Source organism: Streptomyces sp. SudanB52_2052, from assembly GCF_964272415.1.
In the GTDB taxonomy this organism is placed as follows: Bacteria; Actinomycetota; Actinomycetes; order Streptomycetales; family Streptomycetaceae; genus Streptomyces; species Streptomyces olindensis.
The window spans coordinates 8,033,102-8,049,947 of record NZ_OZ186796.1 but is presented as its reverse complement, the minus strand read 5'-3'; the positions used below and the strand labels follow the sequence as shown (position 1 = coordinate 8,049,947).

General features: G+C 67.3%; 13 protein-coding genes. 10 read left to right on the top strand and 3 right to left on the bottom strand.

Annotated features, from left to right (window positions below; all coding sequences use genetic code 11):
- Nucleotides 1–66: 66 nt before the first annotated feature.
- From ACSUPV_RS36260 to ACSUPV_RS36250, 3 genes are all read right to left on the bottom strand, one after another.
- A complete protein-coding gene (locus ACSUPV_RS36260) occupies nucleotides 67–3,246 on the bottom strand; it encodes a putative bifunctional diguanylate cyclase/phosphodiesterase (RefSeq protein ID WP_436949379.1) in 3,180 nt (1,059 codons plus the stop codon).
- A 595-nt stretch (nucleotides 3,247–3,841) separates the two neighbouring features.
- Nucleotides 3,842–3,982: a hypothetical protein gene (locus ACSUPV_RS36255; RefSeq protein ID WP_359791482.1), complete on the bottom strand. Its 141-nt coding sequence runs from the start codon at nucleotides 3,980–3,982 to the stop codon at nucleotides 3,842–3,844.
- Between the two features lie 169 nt (nucleotides 3,983–4,151).
- Nucleotides 4,152–4,574, bottom strand: a complete 423-nt coding sequence (locus ACSUPV_RS36250) for a MerR family transcriptional regulator (RefSeq protein ID WP_037761731.1) — start codon at nucleotides 4,572–4,574, stop codon at nucleotides 4,152–4,154.
- 54 nt (nucleotides 4,575–4,628) lie between these two features.
- Between ACSUPV_RS36250 and ACSUPV_RS36245 the strand changes: the two genes are divergently transcribed.
- The 10 genes from ACSUPV_RS36245 (at nucleotide 4,629) to ACSUPV_RS36200 (ending at nucleotide 16,830) form a co-directional block, all read left to right on the top strand.
- A complete protein-coding gene (locus ACSUPV_RS36245; protein WP_436949378.1) occupies nucleotides 4,629–5,600 on the top strand; it encodes an SDR family NAD(P)-dependent oxidoreductase in 972 nt (323 codons plus the stop codon).
- Nucleotides 5,601–6,275: 675 nt separating this feature from the next.
- The gene (locus ACSUPV_RS36240) at nucleotides 6,276–7,397 is read left to right on the top strand and encodes a serine hydrolase domain-containing protein (RefSeq protein WP_436949377.1); all 1,122 of its coding nucleotides are present in this window, start codon (nucleotides 6,276–6,278) and stop codon (nucleotides 7,395–7,397) included.
- Nucleotides 7,398–7,564: 167 nt separating this feature from the next.
- Nucleotides 7,565–8,986, top strand: a complete 1,422-nt coding sequence (locus tag ACSUPV_RS36235) for an SUMF1/EgtB/PvdO family nonheme iron enzyme (protein ID WP_436949376.1) — start codon at nucleotides 7,565–7,567, stop codon at nucleotides 8,984–8,986.
- Between the two features lie 9 nt (nucleotides 8,987–8,995).
- Nucleotides 8,996–9,712: a class II aldolase/adducin family protein gene (locus tag ACSUPV_RS36230; RefSeq protein WP_031117176.1), complete on the top strand. Its 717-nt coding sequence runs from the start codon at nucleotides 8,996–8,998 to the stop codon at nucleotides 9,710–9,712.
- Between the two features lies 1 nt (nucleotide 9,713).
- A complete protein-coding gene (locus ACSUPV_RS36225) occupies nucleotides 9,714–10,778 on the top strand; it encodes an LLM class flavin-dependent oxidoreductase (RefSeq protein ID WP_382612143.1) in 1,065 nt (354 codons plus the stop codon).
- Nucleotides 10,775–12,157 carry a condensation domain-containing protein gene (locus ACSUPV_RS36220; protein ID WP_037761736.1) on the top strand — a complete coding sequence of 461 codons (1,383 nt, stop codon included), beginning with the start codon at nucleotides 10,775–10,777 and terminating at the stop codon, nucleotides 12,155–12,157. Before ACSUPV_RS36225 ends, ACSUPV_RS36220 begins: the two co-directional genes overlap by 4 nt.
- Entirely contained in the window at nucleotides 12,154–13,884 is a 1,731-nt protein-coding gene (locus ACSUPV_RS36215) for a non-ribosomal peptide synthetase (RefSeq protein ID WP_382612137.1), read from the top strand. Before ACSUPV_RS36220 ends, ACSUPV_RS36215 begins: the two co-directional genes overlap by 4 nt.
- A complete protein-coding gene (locus ACSUPV_RS36210; RefSeq protein ID WP_031117181.1) occupies nucleotides 13,881–15,095 on the top strand; it encodes a PLP-dependent aminotransferase family protein in 1,215 nt (404 codons plus the stop codon). The genes ACSUPV_RS36215 and ACSUPV_RS36210 overlap by 4 nt, the downstream gene beginning before the upstream one ends.
- On the top strand, nucleotides 15,092–15,571 hold the full coding sequence (locus ACSUPV_RS36205; protein WP_436949374.1) for a pyridoxamine 5'-phosphate oxidase family protein: 480 nt from the start codon (nucleotides 15,092–15,094) through the stop codon (nucleotides 15,569–15,571). The genes ACSUPV_RS36210 and ACSUPV_RS36205 overlap by 4 nt, the downstream gene beginning before the upstream one ends.
- Nucleotides 15,568–16,830, top strand: coding sequence for an MFS transporter (locus tag ACSUPV_RS36200; protein WP_436949373.1), 1,263 nt, complete (start codon nucleotides 15,568–15,570; stop codon nucleotides 16,828–16,830). Before ACSUPV_RS36205 ends, ACSUPV_RS36200 begins: the two co-directional genes overlap by 4 nt.
- Nucleotides 16,831–16,846: the final 16 nt, after the last annotated feature.

The following is a 16,846-nucleotide window of genomic DNA, read 5'->3' as shown; positions in this document are numbered from 1 at the left end:
CTCCTGCCTTCGCGCGGCGTCCTGCGGAACACGATCCGCGCCCCTAGCGGGAAAGGGCCACCGCCATCACCGCTCCCCTTCCACGGGCCTCACCGGCAGTTCGGCCAGGCGGCCGAGCGGCGGCGCGAGGATGAGTTGTTCCGCCTCCTCGGCGCTGACCGGTTCGGCGAAGAGGTATCCCTGAGCCAACCGGCAGCCCATGGAGATCAGCAATTCCTGCTGCCTCACGTTCTCCACCCCTTCGGCGATAACCGTGAGGCCGAGGGTGTCCGCGAGATGCGTGATGCCCTCGACAAGGGCGTACTGTTCCGGCGAGCGCCCGAGTTCGTCGACGAACGACTTGTCGATCTTGAGTATCGAGATGGGGAACTCCCGCAGATAGCTCAGCGACGAGTAGCCCGTTCCGAAATCGTCGATCGCGATACGGATACCGAGGTCTGTGAGCGAATTCATCTCGGCCAGGATACGTTCGTCGTTGTACATCAGCACGCTCTCGGTCAGTTCCAGTACGAGAGACGACGGTTCGATGCCGGAGAGATCCAGGGCACGGCGGACAACGGTGTAGAACTCGTCGTCCCGGAACTGACGCGGCGACACGTTCACGCTGATGTAAGGCACGATGCGGTCGGCCGTCCCGCCGCGCAGCACGGAGGACTCCCACCGGACCGCCTCAGCCGCGGCCTGGTCGAGCACCCAGGCGCCGAGCGGGACGATCTGCCCGCTCTCCTCGGCCAGCGTGATGAACTGCTCCGGCAGCACCATGCCGCGCGTGGAGTGCGGCCAGCGAACGAGCGCCTCGAAGCCGGCGATCCGACCGCTGGTCAGCTCCACGATGGGCTGGTAAAGCACCAGGAAAGAAGTCTCGATCGTCGAACTGTCCAGAGCCTCCTGCAAATTGGCGCGCTCGGCCATGCCGCTCTGCAGTTCCGGGTGGTAGCGGCGCCACTGACGCTTGCCCGCCATCTTCGCCGAGTACAGCGCGAGATCGGCGTGTGCCAGCAGTTCGACCGAGTCGATGCTGTCTTCCGTCGTCGCGACGCCGATGCTGGCGTACGTACTCACCGGTCCCACACTGAGCCGGAACGGCTCGGCGAACACGGTCATCACGTGTTCGGTGAACCGCTCCACGCCCTCCCTCGTGACGGAGCCCTCCACCAGCAGTGCGAACTCGTCGCCGCCGATGCGCGCGGCGGTGTCGGAGGCACGGACGGTGGTCTGCAGCCGGAGTGACAGCGCGACCAGGAGTTCGTCGCCCACACCGTGGCCGTGTATGTCGTTGATGACCTTGAAGTCGTCCACGTCGACGAAGAGCACACCGACCACCGTGCCGTCGCGCTGAGCCTGCGCCAGGGCGTGGTTGACCCGGTCCTGGAAGAGCACGCGGTTGGCCAGGTTGGTGAGCGAGTCATGGAACGCCTGGTGGGTGAGTTCGCGTTCGAGTTTGCGCTGTTCGGTCACGTCCCGCAAGGTGAGGACAACTCCACCGACGGTCGCCTCCTCCCGGAGGTCGCTCCACCTCACCTCGACCTCGATGGACGACCGGTCGGCGCGAACCATACGCCAGTGCTCGCGCTTGCTCTGGTACTCGCCGCTCCGTATCCGGCCGAGTGTCTCGACCACCGCGCGGCTGTCCTGCGGTGGCACCAGATTGACGAGGAGGGTCCCCTCCAGGTCCGGAACGCCGAGCACCTGGGCGGCTGAGGGGCTGGCGTAACGGACCCGGTCGTCGTCGTCGAGGATCAGGATGACGTCGGAGGCGTTCTGCACCAGCGTGCGGAAGTACATCTCGCTGTTGCGCTGGTTGACCTCCTGGGCGAGGGTGACCCGCGCCGCGGCAAGTGCTGCCTGCGCGGCGAGAGTCGCCAGCGTGTCGCGGAGCACGAGCAGGTCCTGCTCGTCCCCGGCCACGATCAGCACCCCGATCAATGGATCGCCCGAGGGGTGATCCTGCGCGGCGAGCGGGCAGACCAGCGCGTGGCCGGTGCGGGCCGGCTCCTCGTCCGAGCCCGCGAGGTGGGCGGCAAGATCGGGCCCCACACTGTCGAGGGTCACCAGGCGGTTCTCGCCGGACGCGATCAGTTCCCGTACGGCTGCGGTCGCCCGTGCGGCCAGGGGCCCGCGCAGGGCGCTGTGCGCCCCGTTCACCCAGAACATGCTGTCCGGCAGGGTGAGCAGCGCGGAACGCGGCGGCCCGTGCGACAGAAGCTGCGTCACCGCGGAGTGGACGGCAGCGGCCACATCCCGCAGCTCCCCCGCTCCGCCCAGCGACGACACCGCGTTGCGCAGCACCTTCTCCCGGCCGACCGCCCGCCGGTGGGTCGACACCATCCCCCACAGGCGGTAGAGGACGAGGAGGAAGAGCACCGCGGAGAAGACTCCGATGACGCCGACGTTGGACCTCACGCCGCGCACCGCCTCCGTCAGGAGGATGGCCGGGGCTATCAGCGACGCCAGGGTGAGCAGGCTCAGTCGGCCCGTGCCGGTCTCGGCTCGCCATGGCACCGGCTGCGTCAGCCGACGCATGGACGGATGGAGCGCGGCGGCCGCCCAGGCGCCGTACAGGACGGCCCAGCCGAGTTCCACCGCGCTACCCGTACGCCACGTTCCATTCAGCTGGATCAGGCCGTACAGCACGTCGGCGGTGAGGAGGCCGAGGGTGCCCGCGGTGAGCAGCATGAGCGAGAGGCTCTTGCCGCCACGGCCGACGAGCAGCCGCAGCAGCATCGCCAGGACGAGGATGTCGCCGAGCGGATAGGCGATGGCGAACGCCTTCTGCCACCAGGTCAGATCCGCGGCGCGGGCGTACGGATCAATGAGGAAGAGCCACGACAGCAGCGCCAGGCCTACGGTCAGCGTCAGCGCGTCGACGAGGCTCGCCCGGTCGCGCCAACCTGTGCGCCAGTGCACGAAGCCCAGCAGCCCGGCCGCATAGAGCGGATATGCGGCGAGATAGAAGCCGTCGGCGATCGACGGGAAAGGGATCTCCTCGTTGAGCAACTGGATGAGGATGATCTGGGTGGCTTGGCCTGAGACGAAGGCGAAGTTCCCCGCGGCGAGCAACAGCCAGGGGAGTCGATGCGCCGGGCGGTTGAGAAAGACACCCAGGACAATACCGATGACGCCGGTCGCTCCAATGGCGACGAAGAGCAGCCGTTTTTCCGGAAATTGATAGTAGAACGCGATCAGCACGACGATGCATGAACTGACGGCGGTCACCGCAGCATGGCTTCGCAGTCGCGCGTTCATCCCAACTAACCTCCTGAGAAAGCCACTTGTCGGACGGGGTGAGCTGGGCGAACGGGCACCGGGCGGCGGAAAATCCCGTGGGCCGGGCTGACATCAGGGGAACTCTCCGACCCCCGGGCCGGGACTCAGCCCTGGTCGCCTGTGAAGGCGATTTCCGGTATACACGGTCTGCGGTATACACGGCCGCCGTGATGCGGGCTCCTTCTGCACCGAGACATCGACGTGTCCTCCATCCAGCTTACCGAAATTGCCATTTCCCGCACGCGCACGGAGAGATGCCGCGTCACCTCGCGAGATACCGCGACATGCGCGACAATGGCAGATCCGGGAACCGGACCGGGTCCTGCCAGCGACGATCGGCCAGTCACGGAGCGTGCAGTCCACGCTCTCCGTTACCGCCGGACCTTCCGCGGCGGGCGATTGCAGCCCTCCCCGGAGCCGGGCGATTCGCCGCGTGCCGACAAGTTCGAATTGCAACGACGCGTAGTTCGAAGTGCAACGACGCGTAGGCGGATCGACTCCCGCGGTCCCGTTTTCGCAGGTCATCGAGGACGCGACGCGTGTACCACCAGCAGACGAAGAACTTGCTGGTGAGCTACTCGCCGAAGAAGCTGGGCTTCTTCCAGGCGGCTGTGATCAGGGATCCGAAGTTGCTGAAGCGGACGACGACGGAGCCGCTGCTCTCCGTGGCAACAGCTGGGATGACGATGTCTCCGTGGAAACCGGCGTCTTTCACTCCCCGAGCAACGGAGCATGTGCAGCCGAATACCCGGTCCAGGGATGCGGCGAGCCCATCGAATCGGGCTCGGGTGGCGACGTGGTCGTCAGAACTCGCTGGTCATCGATAGTCATGTACTCATCCTCAACGGCTCGCATCGGCCGGGACGGGAGACCGGCCGGCGGTTTCAGGCCGTCGGGTCCCAGAGTCCGCCGGCCTCGCCGCGGCCGAGGTGCTCGGTGTACACGCTGACCTTCCAGGCGATGACCGAGCGACACTCCTCCAGCGCCTGAATCTGTGCCTCGACGCGCCGTTGATGGGCGTCGAGGAGCCGCAACCGTTCAGCCTCGTTGCCCGGACCGCGCCGCACCAGCTCGGCGAACCGTCTGAGGTCGGCGAGCGGCATGCCGGATTCGCGCAGTCTGACGCAGATCAGCAGCCAGTCGACATCGACGGCGGTGTATCGCCGTCGGCCGCCCGCGGTGCGTCGGACCGGTCCGACCAGCAGGCCCTCGCGCTCGTAGAAGCGCAGCGCGTGCACGCTGAGTCCGGTCCGCTCGGCCACCTCGCCGATACTCAGTGGCTCCCCACGGGTTTCGACTGTCGCCATGCCCCCACTCTAGGACTTGATCTAGACCTCGCTCCAGTTCCTACCGTCGTTGGCATGACCATCACCGATCAGCAGCCGCTCGACTCGCCCTTCTCAGCCGCCAGCACCGCCGAGGACGTCATGGCCGGCCTCGACCTCTCCGGCTCGACCGCCGTCGTGACGGGGGGTTATTCCGGACTCGGTCTGGAAACCACCCGGGGCCTTTCGGCCGCCGGGGTCCGGGTCATCGTCCCGGCGCGCCGCCCCGAAATCGCCCGCGCCGCTTTGGCGGACGTGGCCGGCTGCGAGGTCGTCCCCATGGACCTGGCGGACCTCGACAGCGTGCGCGCCGCCGCCGTACGGATCCACAACACCATCGGCAGGCTCGACCTCCTCATGGCCGTCGCCGGCATCATGGCCATCCCCGAGCGACGCGTGGGGCCCGGCTGGGAAGGCCAGCTCGCCGTCAACCACTTCGGGCACTTCGCCCTCACGTGCGAGCTCTACCCGCTCCTGGCCGCCGCCGACGGTGCGCGCGTCGTCGTCAACAGCTCCGCCGGGCACACCCTCACCGACATCCGCTGGCACGACCCGCACTTTCGCACCGGCTACGACAAGTGGCTGGCCTACGGCCAGGCCAAGACTGCCAACGCCCTCTTCGCTGTGCGTCTCGACGCTCTCGGGCAAGGCGACGGCGTCCGGGCGTTCTCCCTCCATCCGGGGAAGATCATCACCGGCCTCCAACGAGAGATGACGCTTCACGAGCAGATCGAACGGGGATGGGTGGACGAGCAGGGCACCGTGATCGGCGCCGACTTCAAGACACCCTCCCAGGGCGCCGCCACCGGCCTGTGGGCCGCCACCTCTCCACAGCTCGACGGCCGCGGGGGTCTCTACCTCGAGGCCTGCGATGTCGCGCGGGTCTCCGCCCCCACGGCCCCCATGGACGACGGCGGGGTCCGCGCCTACGCCATCGACCCCGACGCGGCCGCACGGCTCTGGGAACTGTCCGTCGCGGCGACGGGTGCACCCCCGCTCATGCGATGAACCCACGCTCCGCATGCGCCGACCTACGCGCCGCTGCCGCACTTGGCTTGTCACTTGTCCAGTGCGCCGGGTCCGTGCCCCTCCTGTGGTGGGCGGGACGGCTGAACGTCTCGCCGCCGGCGAGGGCTTCGCCCACGTCGTGTCGTACTGATCGCCGAGCTGCTCCGCCCCGAAGACCGGCATCGACAAGATCGCCGGCCTGCCCGGGGCGCGGACCGACCGCCGGTGGACGATCAAGCCGGCCCGTGCTGCTTCGCGTACGCGGTAAGCGAGAGTCGACAAGGCAACTGACCTGCACACCGTCAGTTTCGCGAGCGTTGGTGGGAGCAAAGGTGTGACGTCCTCGGGAGTTGACGAGACGGCTGGGTTCGTAACAGCCGAATCGACCTGGCGGCAAGAGTTCGATTGGGCCTTTGCTCCGACTGCTGTCTCGTGGGTCTTGGCTTCACGTCCCCCCGTGCGCGGTCCGTCCGTCGATTTCCTCAGCGGTACCCAGGCGCGCTGCGTGCTTGCACCGATCCATGTCACCTGGCGAAGGAATGAATCCGGTCGCTCGTTCAGAGATCAATACATCCGTTCGCGTGCGCGCGGATCAAGCCGCCTGAAATGCATCTGTCAAGTCTCGATGCGTCATACATAGAGTCTTGGCTCGTGTACATGAGGGATCAAGGAGCTGTGGATCCGGGGGAGCAGGTCCCGGAGTCCCGTCGAGTGCCGGAAACCCCAGACTGGAGTTGCCTTGCGGCTCGTGCGCAGAGCTTGATCGATTCGGGGCTCGCTCAAGGGATTTATCCCGGAGCGGTCTGGATGGCCGGCGATGCCGACGGGCCGCAGGCCGGCGGTGCCGTGGGGGTTCTTGATCCCCTCGAAGATCCCACGCCGATGACTACCGATACCGTGTTCGACATTGCCAGCCTTACCAAAGTGACCACCCTGTGGCCGTTGATCGGGCTGTTGTGGGAGGAGGGGAAATGTGAGCTCGACAGTCATGTAGATGAATTGTTACCTGAAACCAAGGGGCGCCCACTCGCGCAGGTCACGGTGCGTCACTTGCTGACACACACGGCCGGATTACCCAAGCGGGCCAATCTGCGCGCGCTGTACGGTGCCGACCCGACCGCCATCTGGCGGGGCATCCTGAACGAACCACTGCACGACGTGCCGGGGCGGCGGGTGGCCTACTGCGACCGGGCGGCGCTTGTCCTGGGGTTGATTGCCCAACGGCTCCTTGGGGACCAACTGGCCGATGCCGCAAGGAAGTTGGTCTGGGCTCCACTGGGTATGGATGACACCCGTTACGGGCCGCTGCCTTCCGAATCGAGGAAGCGATGCGCGCCCACCGAATACGATGAGACTGCTCGGCAGCGTGTTCGGGGCACCGTGCACGACTACTCCGCCCGCCTTCTCGGTGAGACGGCTGGAAACTCCGGTGTGTTCTCCACCGCCGCCGATCTGGCCCGATTTCTTCATCACCTCCTCGTCGCCGGTCGAGGTGCGCACTCCGTGGTTCCGCCGACCTGGATCTCCTTGTCTCTGCAGGTGCATACGCGTGATCTCGAGCCTGCCTGGGGGCTGGGCTGGATGCTGGACCGGCGTCCGGACCCGGCAGCGCAGGCATTCGTGCACTACGGCTTCACCGGAACCGGAATATGGGTTTCCCGCAAACGATCACGCTGGGCGGTCCTGCTCACGAACAAGATCTATTACAGTCGGTCCTTGCTCCACTTGACGAGATCCGCAGCGTCTTCTCCACATTCGTCTTCCCCTGACCGTGGCCTTCTCCTGAATCGCCGTTGACGAACACGGCGCACCCCCTGATCGGTCGCGCTCCATGCGTGGCCTCGATAACCATCCGACTGGAGCAGAGAGGTGGTGATCAAAGGTGACTGCCGAGGACTTCCTGGCGTCCCGCGAGGCGGGCGAGTCGGCGACGAAGTGGTAATCGTCGCGACTGGAAAGTAACGGTGCCGGGAGATCGGACACGCTCTCCCGGCACTTCATCGGGAATCGGGGAAGAGGTTGGTAGGGGAATGCTGCATGAACTGTTCGAGGAAGAATCGATAACAGCTCTCCAAGGGCGGGAATACCGCAATCGGATTCAGCAGATCGAGAAGTGGCTGGCCGATGCGACGTCGGACGATCTCTCCCTGGAGCAACTGTCCGCGTGGGCGGTAGGACATGCGGACTGGAACGTTCGGCGCCTTGCCGTGGAGGCCCTGGCCGCCCGCTTCGTCGCCGCTCCTGAGGCGCGGGCGGCGATCTGCGAAGCGATCCACGACGATGTGGACTGGGTCGCCTTCACCGCCATCAAGGTCGCCGGTGAGCACCGGATCCCGGAGTCGGTGGCGCATATGATCCGGATCTCGGGGTGGCCCAGCAATTTCACCAAGCCCGCTTACGCGCGCAAACCGGTGGGTTGCGGTGCGGCCTTCACCAAGCGTGCCCTTCTCGACTTCTTCGGCTCCGTGGACCCCGAAGAGCTCCGCGAACTCGAGAACCGCCACTTCGCCGAGTTGAGGGCGCAAGTGGCCACCGCCAGGCGTGAACCGGATCTGCGGGACGTCGTCCTGGTTCCCGCGGGCCCCTTCATCGCCGGAGCAAGGGTGACCGACATCGGCCCGTTCCAGATGGACGACTCCGACAACCCCCTGCGCGTCGAGGAGCTCCCCGCCTACTACATCGACCGCACCGCGGTGACGAACGCCCGGTACGCGGAGTTCCTCGAAGCGGTCGGCAGTTCGAAGGAATTCGCCCACCCCGATGAGCCGGAGGGCAAGGACTACACACCAGCCCACTGGCACGACCCGCGCTTCAACCCACCAGAGCTCCCGGTCGTCGGTGTCGACTGGTATGACGCGTACGCCTTCGCCCGCTGGGCCGGCGGCAGACTCCCCTCCGAGAACGAGTGGGAGAAGGCCGCTCGCGGAACCGACGGCAGGGTCTACCCCTGGGGCGACACCTGGAGTGACGACAAGGCTCGATGCGTGTTCACGGCGTACGGTCGGAACGACATCCACAACCTGGCTGACCTGGAGGAACTCCTGGTCACCACTACGGTCGCCTGGCCGGAGAAGCCTGTGGCGGCCGCCGATTCCCATCCTGACGGTGCCAGCCCGTACGGTGCCCTGAACATGGCGGGGAACGTCTGGGAGATCACCCGCACCAACTTCTTCACCCGCGCCGACATGGCCCCCTTCTTCAAGGGGCGCACAGGCCAGGAGTTCATGAACCGTCCCGAGGCGTTCCACGTCCTGCGCGGAGGTACCTGGACGTCTCCCCCCGTGTGCCTGTCGACCTTCTACCGCGGCAAGGACCTGCTGACCGACCGGCACAACGAGGTCGGATTCCGCTGCGTGTATGACGCGGCACCCGTGACCGAGAGGTGAGGAAGCACGATGCCGGATCGAGATGAACGCCAGGCGCTGCGGCAGACTCTGGTGGAGGGCATACATCTACTCGCCGAGCTGGGCTACAGCGAGGGAATCGCCGGCCATGTGAGCGTGCGGGACCCGGAGCGCCCGGACGCCTACTGGGTCAACCCGTTCGGGCTGGACTTCCACCAGGTCACGGTCGACGACCTCCTGCTGGTGGGGGGCGAGGGGACCGTCCTGGAGGGCTCCGGCGAACTCAACCCCTCGGTGGATCCGCTCCATGGCGAACTGCACCGCAATCGGCCGGACCTGGTGGCCTTCGCCCATACACACTCGATGTACGGCAAGACCTGGTCGTCCCTGGGGCGGCTACTCGACCCGATCACCCAGGACGCCTGCGTCATCTACCGGCGGCACGGCCTCTACGACCGGTTCACCGGCCTCGTCAACGCCCGACAGGAGGGCAAGGAGGTCATCGAGGCCATGGGCGACGGAACAGCGGTGATCATGCAGAATCACGGCTTCTTGACGGGTGGTCGCACCATCGGTGAGGCGGTATGGCTGTTCATCGTGATGGAACGGTGCGCCCAGTCACAGCTCATGGCCGAGGCCGTCGGCACACCGCGGCTCATCCCGCACGAGGTGGCCCTGGACACCGCACGTGCCCTGGCGAAGCTGGAGTTCACCGACAAGCAGTACCGGAACCTGTACGAGACGACGTGCGTCCGTGGGAAGCGGTGACATGAAGGTCGGGCTCAACTTCCTGCCCACCGTGGGGCCCACCGAGATGCCCGGTGCGCGGTTCTACGACGAGATGATCGAGTTGAGCGAGCTGGCCGACCGCCTCTCCTTCAGTCATGTGAAGCTGGTCGAGCACCACTTCCACGAATGGGGCGGATACAGCCCGGACCCGGTGTCCTTGCTGTCGGCCATCGCCCGGCGAACCTCACAGGTCCGGCTGGTCACCGGAGCGGTCACGCCCGCGTTCACCCACCCCATCAAACTGGCGGCCTCGCTGTCCGTGCTCGACAATCTCTCTCACGGCCGTCTCGACGCGGGGTTCGGACGGGCCTTTCTTCCCTCGGAGTTCGACGCGTTCGGCGTACGCATGGCAGACAGCCGTGCCCGGCTGGAGGAGGGCGTCGAGGCCGTCGAACGGCTCTGGTCGACGGAGAACTTCCGCTGGGAAGGCCGGTTCCACCGGTTCGGCCCGCTGCCGGCCATGTTGCCCCGGCCCCTGCAGCGACCCCACCCACCGATCTTCATTGCCGCCACCACCTCGCCTGAGACCTTCACCTGGGCAGCGGAGCGGGGCTACCACCTCATGATCATCCCCGTGGTGGCCAGCCATGAGAAGCTCAGCGGATTGCTCGACCTGCACCGCAAGACCCGCCTCGCGCACGGCCACTCGCCGGACTTCCGGCTACACGTCAGTTATCACTGCTACGTGGCCGAGACCCAGAGGGAAGCCGTCACGCGTGCCGAAGAGCACTATGCGGCCTACCGGGACAAACAACTGGAGGCATACAGCAGTTGGCGCGGTGTCACTTCGGACGAGTACCAGGGGTACGAACGCATGGAGGAAGCCGCTCGCAAGACCACCGTCGCCGACCTCATGGCTGCTGACAACATCATTGTGGGTGGGGTGCCGGAAGCCACCGCGACCCTGCGCCGGATCGCGAAGCTCTATCCCGGCGCGGAGTTGAGCCTGCATCTGCGGTTCGGGTCGGTCTCGCACGCCGAGGCCATGCGTGCGGTACGGCTTCTCGGTGAGCGGGTGCTCCCGGAACTTGCGGGGACCGCATGACCCTGCTCGGCGATCCGGTCCCGCTCAGCCCGCAGCAGGAGTGGCTGTGGGAGAGCCTGCGGTTCATGCACCCCGACGAACCGGGCAGGACCAAGAGCAACGTCTGTCTGGCGTACACGCTGCAAGGGCCCGTCGACGCCGACCGGCTTGAACGCGCACTGGACACCGTCCGGCGGCGGCACGACACTCTGCGCACCACCTTCGACGAGATCGGCGATACACCACGCCAGGAGATCCAGGATCCGCGGGACGCTCACTCCCTGCCGTTCGCTCTGGTGGACCTCTCCGGCGTGCCGTACCAGGAGCAGCACCGGCTGTGCGAACTGATCGCCAACGGCGAATGCGACCGTGTATTCGACTACGTCCAGGGACCGCTGTGGCACGCCACGCTGGTGCGCCGCACTCCCCGCGAACATGTGCTGGTCTTCTCCGCGAGTCATCTCATGCTGGACGCGCCCTCCGTGCAGGTCGTCATCCGGCATCTGGCCGAGGCGTACGAGGAACTGCCGCCTCCCGAGCGGCAGGACCAGTACCGGGACTTCGTGTGGCGTGCTCGCGAGTTGCCGAAGGACGCGGACAAACGCCTGGACTACTGGCGACGGGCCCTCACTCCCCTGCCCGCTCCCCTCGCCGTTCCCACCGACTACCCCGCAGCCCCGCCACCGGTGTTCCTCCGGGAGACGGAACCCTTCACTGTCCAGGCACGGACAGCGGAACTGGCCGACCTGCGCGGGAAGGCGGGTGTAACGCCATACCTCATACACGTCGCGGCCTACACTGCCGCCCTTGCCGCCCTCTGCAGGGCACGGCGCATCGTGGTCGGCTCTTCGCTGACCCGGCTGGAACTCAAGGCGGATCTCAATGCCGTAGGGCACTTCGCCGATCTGGTGCTGCTGCCGGTCGCCGTGCATCCCGAGCACACCTTCGGAGAGCACCTGGAGCACGTCCGGGACACCGTGCTTGACGTCTACGACAATCTGTTGCCCTATCCGATGATCGCTGAGGCCATCGACCCCGGCTTCGAGGCCCGGCGGCCCTGGCCCGCCCGCGCCCTGTACCACGTGTGGGTACGCGGCAGCGTGCTCTCCACGGACCTGGGGCCACCGGAACGGCTCGGCGAAGCCGGGGTCCGCCCCTTCTCCTTCGCGCAAGAGACCTGTTACAGCATCGACCTCGACGCCGACCGGTACGCCCACGTCTACGGCCAGAACGCGGTGCCCACCCTGTACGTCGGTCCGTCCGGCCTCGAGGGCGAGATGACGTACAACCGAGCGGTCTTCACCCCGTCGAGCGCGCGGCGCTTCATCGAGGTGCACCGCCGCAACCTGGAGCGATTGCTGCGAGAGCCGCGGACCCTGATCGGGGAGGTGCGGGCATGACCACCGCCCAGGGCACCCATGACCTCGTCCGCCTGACAGCCCGGCGCGTGCCGGACCGGCCTGCTCTCGTCGACGGTGACACCGTCATCAGCTATCGCGAGGTCGACCGGCGGGCGCGGTCTCTCGCCCAGCGCCTCGCCGCACATGGCGTGCGCCGCGGCACCCGGGTCGCCGTCACCGTGCCCCGTTCCGCGGAGCACGTCATCGCCACGCTCGCCGTGTGGCAGGCGGGCGGGATCTGTGTGCCCGTGGCAACGGATCTGCCTCAGGCCCGGGTCGCGGACATGCTCAGCATCGCGGGTGTCCGCCTGATCGTGGGGCCCGTGGAGACCGTCGAGGAGATCACCGGGTCGTCGGGGGCCGATCCCCTCGACGACCTCCCGGACCCGCCGTCCGGGGAGGACGGCACTGTCGCGTACATCTACTTCACCTCCGGCTCCACAGGGCGTCCCAAGGCGGTCGCCGTGCCGCACACCGGGATCATCAATGAGGCCCGGTGGTCCCACGACGCCTTCGCCATCCGCCCCGAGGACCGCGCCAGTTGGCTGGCGTCCCCGGGGTTTGCCATCTCACGGTGGGAATTGTGGACTCCGCTCACCGCGGGCGCCGCGGTGGTGATCTCACCCGAGGGAACCGTGTGGGAGGGCTCGGCGCTCCGCGACTGGTTGGTACGGTCCGGCGTCAACTGGAGCATCGTCGTGACCGGGCTCGCGGAGCGGCTGCTCAGCGTCGACTGGCCCGATCCCTGCCCGCTGCGGCTGCTGGTGGCGGGCGGCGAGCAACTGCGTGTCTGGCCTGAGGGCATGCCCTTCGACGTTGTCAACTCGTACGGCGTGACCGAGGCGTCCAGTGTGCGCCTCGCCGCATGGCTCGACCCTGCCGCGGCCGCCCCCGGACGCCTCCCCCCGGTCGGACACCCGATCCAGGACACCCGCGTCTATGTCCTTGATGACGAACTCGTCCCTGTGGCTCGGGGACAGGTCGGGGAACTCTTCATCGGTGGCAGGGGACTGGCCCGCGGTTACCTCGGCGACCCTGAGCAGACCGCAGAGCGCTTCCTGCCCGATCCGTTCCTCGGCGCCGGCCACCGTATGTACCGCACCGGTGATCTGGCCCGCGTGGCGGCGGACGGCGAAGTGGAGTTCGCCGGCCGACGCGACGACGATCCGAAGGTCGCCGGAGTCCGTGTCGATCTGGCGGCAGTGGAGGCTGCGCTGCTCGCCCACCCTGGTGTCACAGCCGCGGCCGCCACGATCCGCACCGGAGAGGCGGACCGTCCCCGACTCGTGGGCTATCTGGTCACCGACCACGATGACATGGCTCCCGACGGCGTGATCGATGCCCTGGCGGAGCTTCTGCCGGCCCCGATGGTGCCGCATACGCTGGTACGACTCGCCGCCCTGCCCCTGCTGCCCAGTGGCAAGACCGACCGCAAGCGACTGCCGGAGCCCGCACCGGGCAATGTGCTCCGCAGCCGACGGGCCGAGGCCCGCGACGACACCGAGCGTCGGGTCATCGACGTCTTCCAGGAGATCCTCGGGATCGCGGACATCGGAGCGCACGACGACTTCTTCGGGCTGGGCGGAGACTCGCTGGGCGTCGCCAGGGTGCGGCAGGCCTTGCTCGACCGACATGGCATGGACGTCCCCTACACGGTCATCTTCCGACAGCGCACCCCACGCCGGATCTGCGCGGCCGCGCGAGAGAACGGAGACAGAACCCAGTGACGTTCGTCGACACACCCGCACGGCTTCCCACTCTGGCGGAGCGCACCGGACACCTGGCGGATTCCGCCATCGGCGCCGTACTCAGGCTCACCGGGACCAGCAACGTGATCCCTCTGGCGGCCGGCAGTCCAGCCCCGGAGACCTTCTGCTCACAAGAGTTCACCGAGGTCACCACCCGACTGCTGAAACGAGACGCAGCCGCCCTCCAGTACGGCGACGCGAGCGGCCTGCCCGCACTGCGATCCTGGATCGCGGCCCAGGTCTCCGTACCCGGCCGTGCCTACGAGGCCGACCGCGTCCTGCTCACCCATGGCTCGCAGCAGGGGCTCGACCTCCTGTGCAAGGCGCTGCTCGACCCCGGGGACGTGGTCGTCGTGGACAGGCCCAGCTACCTCGGCGCGCTGCAGGTCTTCCGCCTCTTCCAAGCCCGTGTGATGGATGTCCCGATCAGTTCGGACCACGGCCTCGAACAACTCGAGGCGGTACTCGCCTCAGAGCCGCGAGCCAAGATGATCTACGTTGTCCCCGCCTTCGCCAACCCCACGGGCGCGAGCCTCACCGCCCCGCAACGCGACCGGCTGGCCGGACTCGCCGAGCGGTACGAGTGCGTGCTCGTGGAGGACGACCCCTACCGGGAACTCGGCTACGATCCGGCCGCCGTGCCGGCCTCCGCAGCACCCCCGTCGGAAAACACCGTGCGCCTGGGCAGCTTCTCCAAGGTGCTCTTTCCCGCGGCACGCCTCGGCTACCTGATCACCCCGCCGTCGCTCATCGACGTCCTGATGAAGTTCAAGCAGGCGGCCGACCTGGGCAACTCACACCTGATACAGCAGGTGGTACACGAACTCGTTCAAGACTCCGCGTTCCTGGCAGCCCAGCTGGACCGGGCGCGCGACATCTACCGCGAGCGCAGAGACGCGCTGGTGTCCGCCCTGACCGGAGCTTTCGGCTCGGTCCTCGACTTCGACGTCCCCCACGGCGGCTTCTTCGTCTGGGCCAGATTTCCCCAGGGCACCGACACCACCCGACTGTTGACGGCCTCGCTCGAGGAGGGGGTGTCCTACGTACCGGGGACCGACTTCTACGCGACGGATCCCGATCCCACCACGCTGCGGTTGTCGTTCTCCTGTGCGAGGGCCGAGGACATGTCGGAAGCCGTGGAGCGGTTGGCACGTGCCTGGCACAACAGCATCGAGGACCGTCGAGAGTGAAACTGACCAGAAGAGACGGGGCGTTCCCCGACCTGGACAAAGCCCCTTTCGACGTCGAGGCGTTCCTGGCTCGTCCACTGGTCGCCCGCCTCGCCACGGAGGGGCCATGCGTCCGGCCTGTGTGGTTCCTCTGGGAGGACAACTCGTTCTGGGTGCTCACCGGCCCCTGGGCCAAACTCGAGCAACGGCTGAGCCTCAACCCCGTCTTCGAACTCGTCGTGGACTCCTGCGAGCTCACCACCGGGCGTGTGCTCCAGGTCGTCGCACGCGGTCACGGTAGTGTGGTCGACTTCGACACCGACCGTGGTCGACGCAAGCTCACCCGATACCTGGGCGAGAGGGAGGAACTGTGGGACCCGCGCTTCAGCCTCGACGGCTCCTCCTCTTCCCGCTGGGCGCGGTTGACGCCCCACACCCTCTGGGTCGCTGATCTGTCCTTTCGGCCACCGTCCGCAGTGGAGGTGACACGACGGTGACCGCCAGGAGCACCGACGAGGCCGCAGACGCGCCGCCCGACAGCCCGTCGTACCCGCAACTGCTCAGGCGGAACCCGCGCCTCGCGGCTCTGCTGGCCAGTTATGTGGTCTCGAGCGTGGGTGACGGCATCGTGCTGATCGCGCTGCCGTTGCTGGCGATCCGCCACCACGGAGACCTTTCCGCACCCGTGGCGGTCAGCCTGGCCATGACCGCACCGTACGTGCTGACCACCGTGATCGCCCTTGGCGTGGGCCTCGGTCGGTTACGACTGCCGATTCGCGGTGTGGTCATCACTGACAGCGCCCTGCGCACTGCGCTGTTCGCGGTGGTGGGTCTGGCCGCCATCGCCGAGTGGATCGACATCTGGGTGATGGTGGCTGCCCTGACGCTGGGGTCGGTGTTGCATTTGCCGGCGTCCAGTGGCCGGCGTCTGATCGCCACCGGAATGGCGAAAAAGGAGGAGCTCTTCGCCGTCAACGGACTGCTGGGCTTCGCCAACAGCGTTGCCCTTTACGTGATCGGCCCGGCCGTCGGTGGGGCGGTCACCGTCGTCTTCGGCGCGGGTGTCGCCTGCCTGTTCCAGGCGGCGAGCTTCCTGGTTCTGCTGGGGGCGGTTTCGCTCGTCGTTCCGCCGCAGCCAGGAGCAGTCCGTAAGGAACGAGCTTCGCAGTCCGGCTGGCGCATCCTGCGGCTGCATCCCATGGCGGCTCGGCTGTTCGCCGTGGTCTTCCTGTTCAACCTCTCCTACATGCCCGTGGAAGTAGCGCTGCCGCTGCTGGCCAAGGAGGACCTGCACGGCGACGGAAACACCCTGGGCTTCATCTGGACTGCCTTCGGGGTCGGCGCACTGATCGGTGGCGCCCTCACCAACCGGCTGCGCAAACTGCCCCAGCAGGCCGTCCTGGTCTCCGTGATCGCTCTGTGGGGCGCATCGGTCGTGCTTCTGGGTCTGGCCCCCTCTCTACCGGTCGCGGCCTGTGCCTTCGCTCTGGGGGGACTGGTCTATGCCCCGTTCACGCCGATCGCCTACACGCTCGTCCAATCGGCGCTCCGGCCGGAGGAACAGCAACCGGTCATCACGCTGTGGACGACCGGATCGACCCTGGCGGCCCCGGTCGGACTCCCGCTCAGTGGACCGGTGGTCGGCGCACTGGACGCACGCGGCGGACTGCTGCTGTCCGCGGGGCTCACTCTCGCACTGGTCCCGCTGGCGGGCCGGGGCCTGCTGAGCTCGCGCCGAGACGTCTCCGAAGACTGACGCAGACAACAGAAGG

Excerpts from the sequence above, each read along its gene's own strand:
- ACSUPV_RS36245 (WP_436949378.1), top strand. The coding sequence starts at position 4,629 with ATGACCATCACCGATCAGCAGCCGCTCGACTCGCCCTTCTCAGCCGCC.
- ACSUPV_RS36260 (WP_436949379.1), bottom strand. The coding sequence starts at position 3,246 with ATGAACGCGCGACTGCGAAGCCATGCTGCGGTGACCGCCGTCAGTTCA.
- ACSUPV_RS36215 (WP_382612137.1), top strand. The coding sequence starts at position 12,154 with ATGACCACCGCCCAGGGCACCCATGACCTCGTCCGCCTGACAGCCCGG.
- ACSUPV_RS36225 (WP_382612143.1), top strand. The coding sequence starts at position 9,714 with ATGAAGGTCGGGCTCAACTTCCTGCCCACCGTGGGGCCCACCGAGATG.
- ACSUPV_RS36250 (WP_037761731.1), bottom strand. The coding sequence starts at position 4,574 with ATGGCGACAGTCGAAACCCGTGGGGAGCCACTGAGTATCGGCGAGGTG.
- ACSUPV_RS36230 (WP_031117176.1), top strand. The coding sequence starts at position 8,996 with ATGCCGGATCGAGATGAACGCCAGGCGCTGCGGCAGACTCTGGTGGAG.
- ACSUPV_RS36220 (WP_037761736.1), top strand. The coding sequence starts at position 10,775 with ATGACCCTGCTCGGCGATCCGGTCCCGCTCAGCCCGCAGCAGGAGTGG.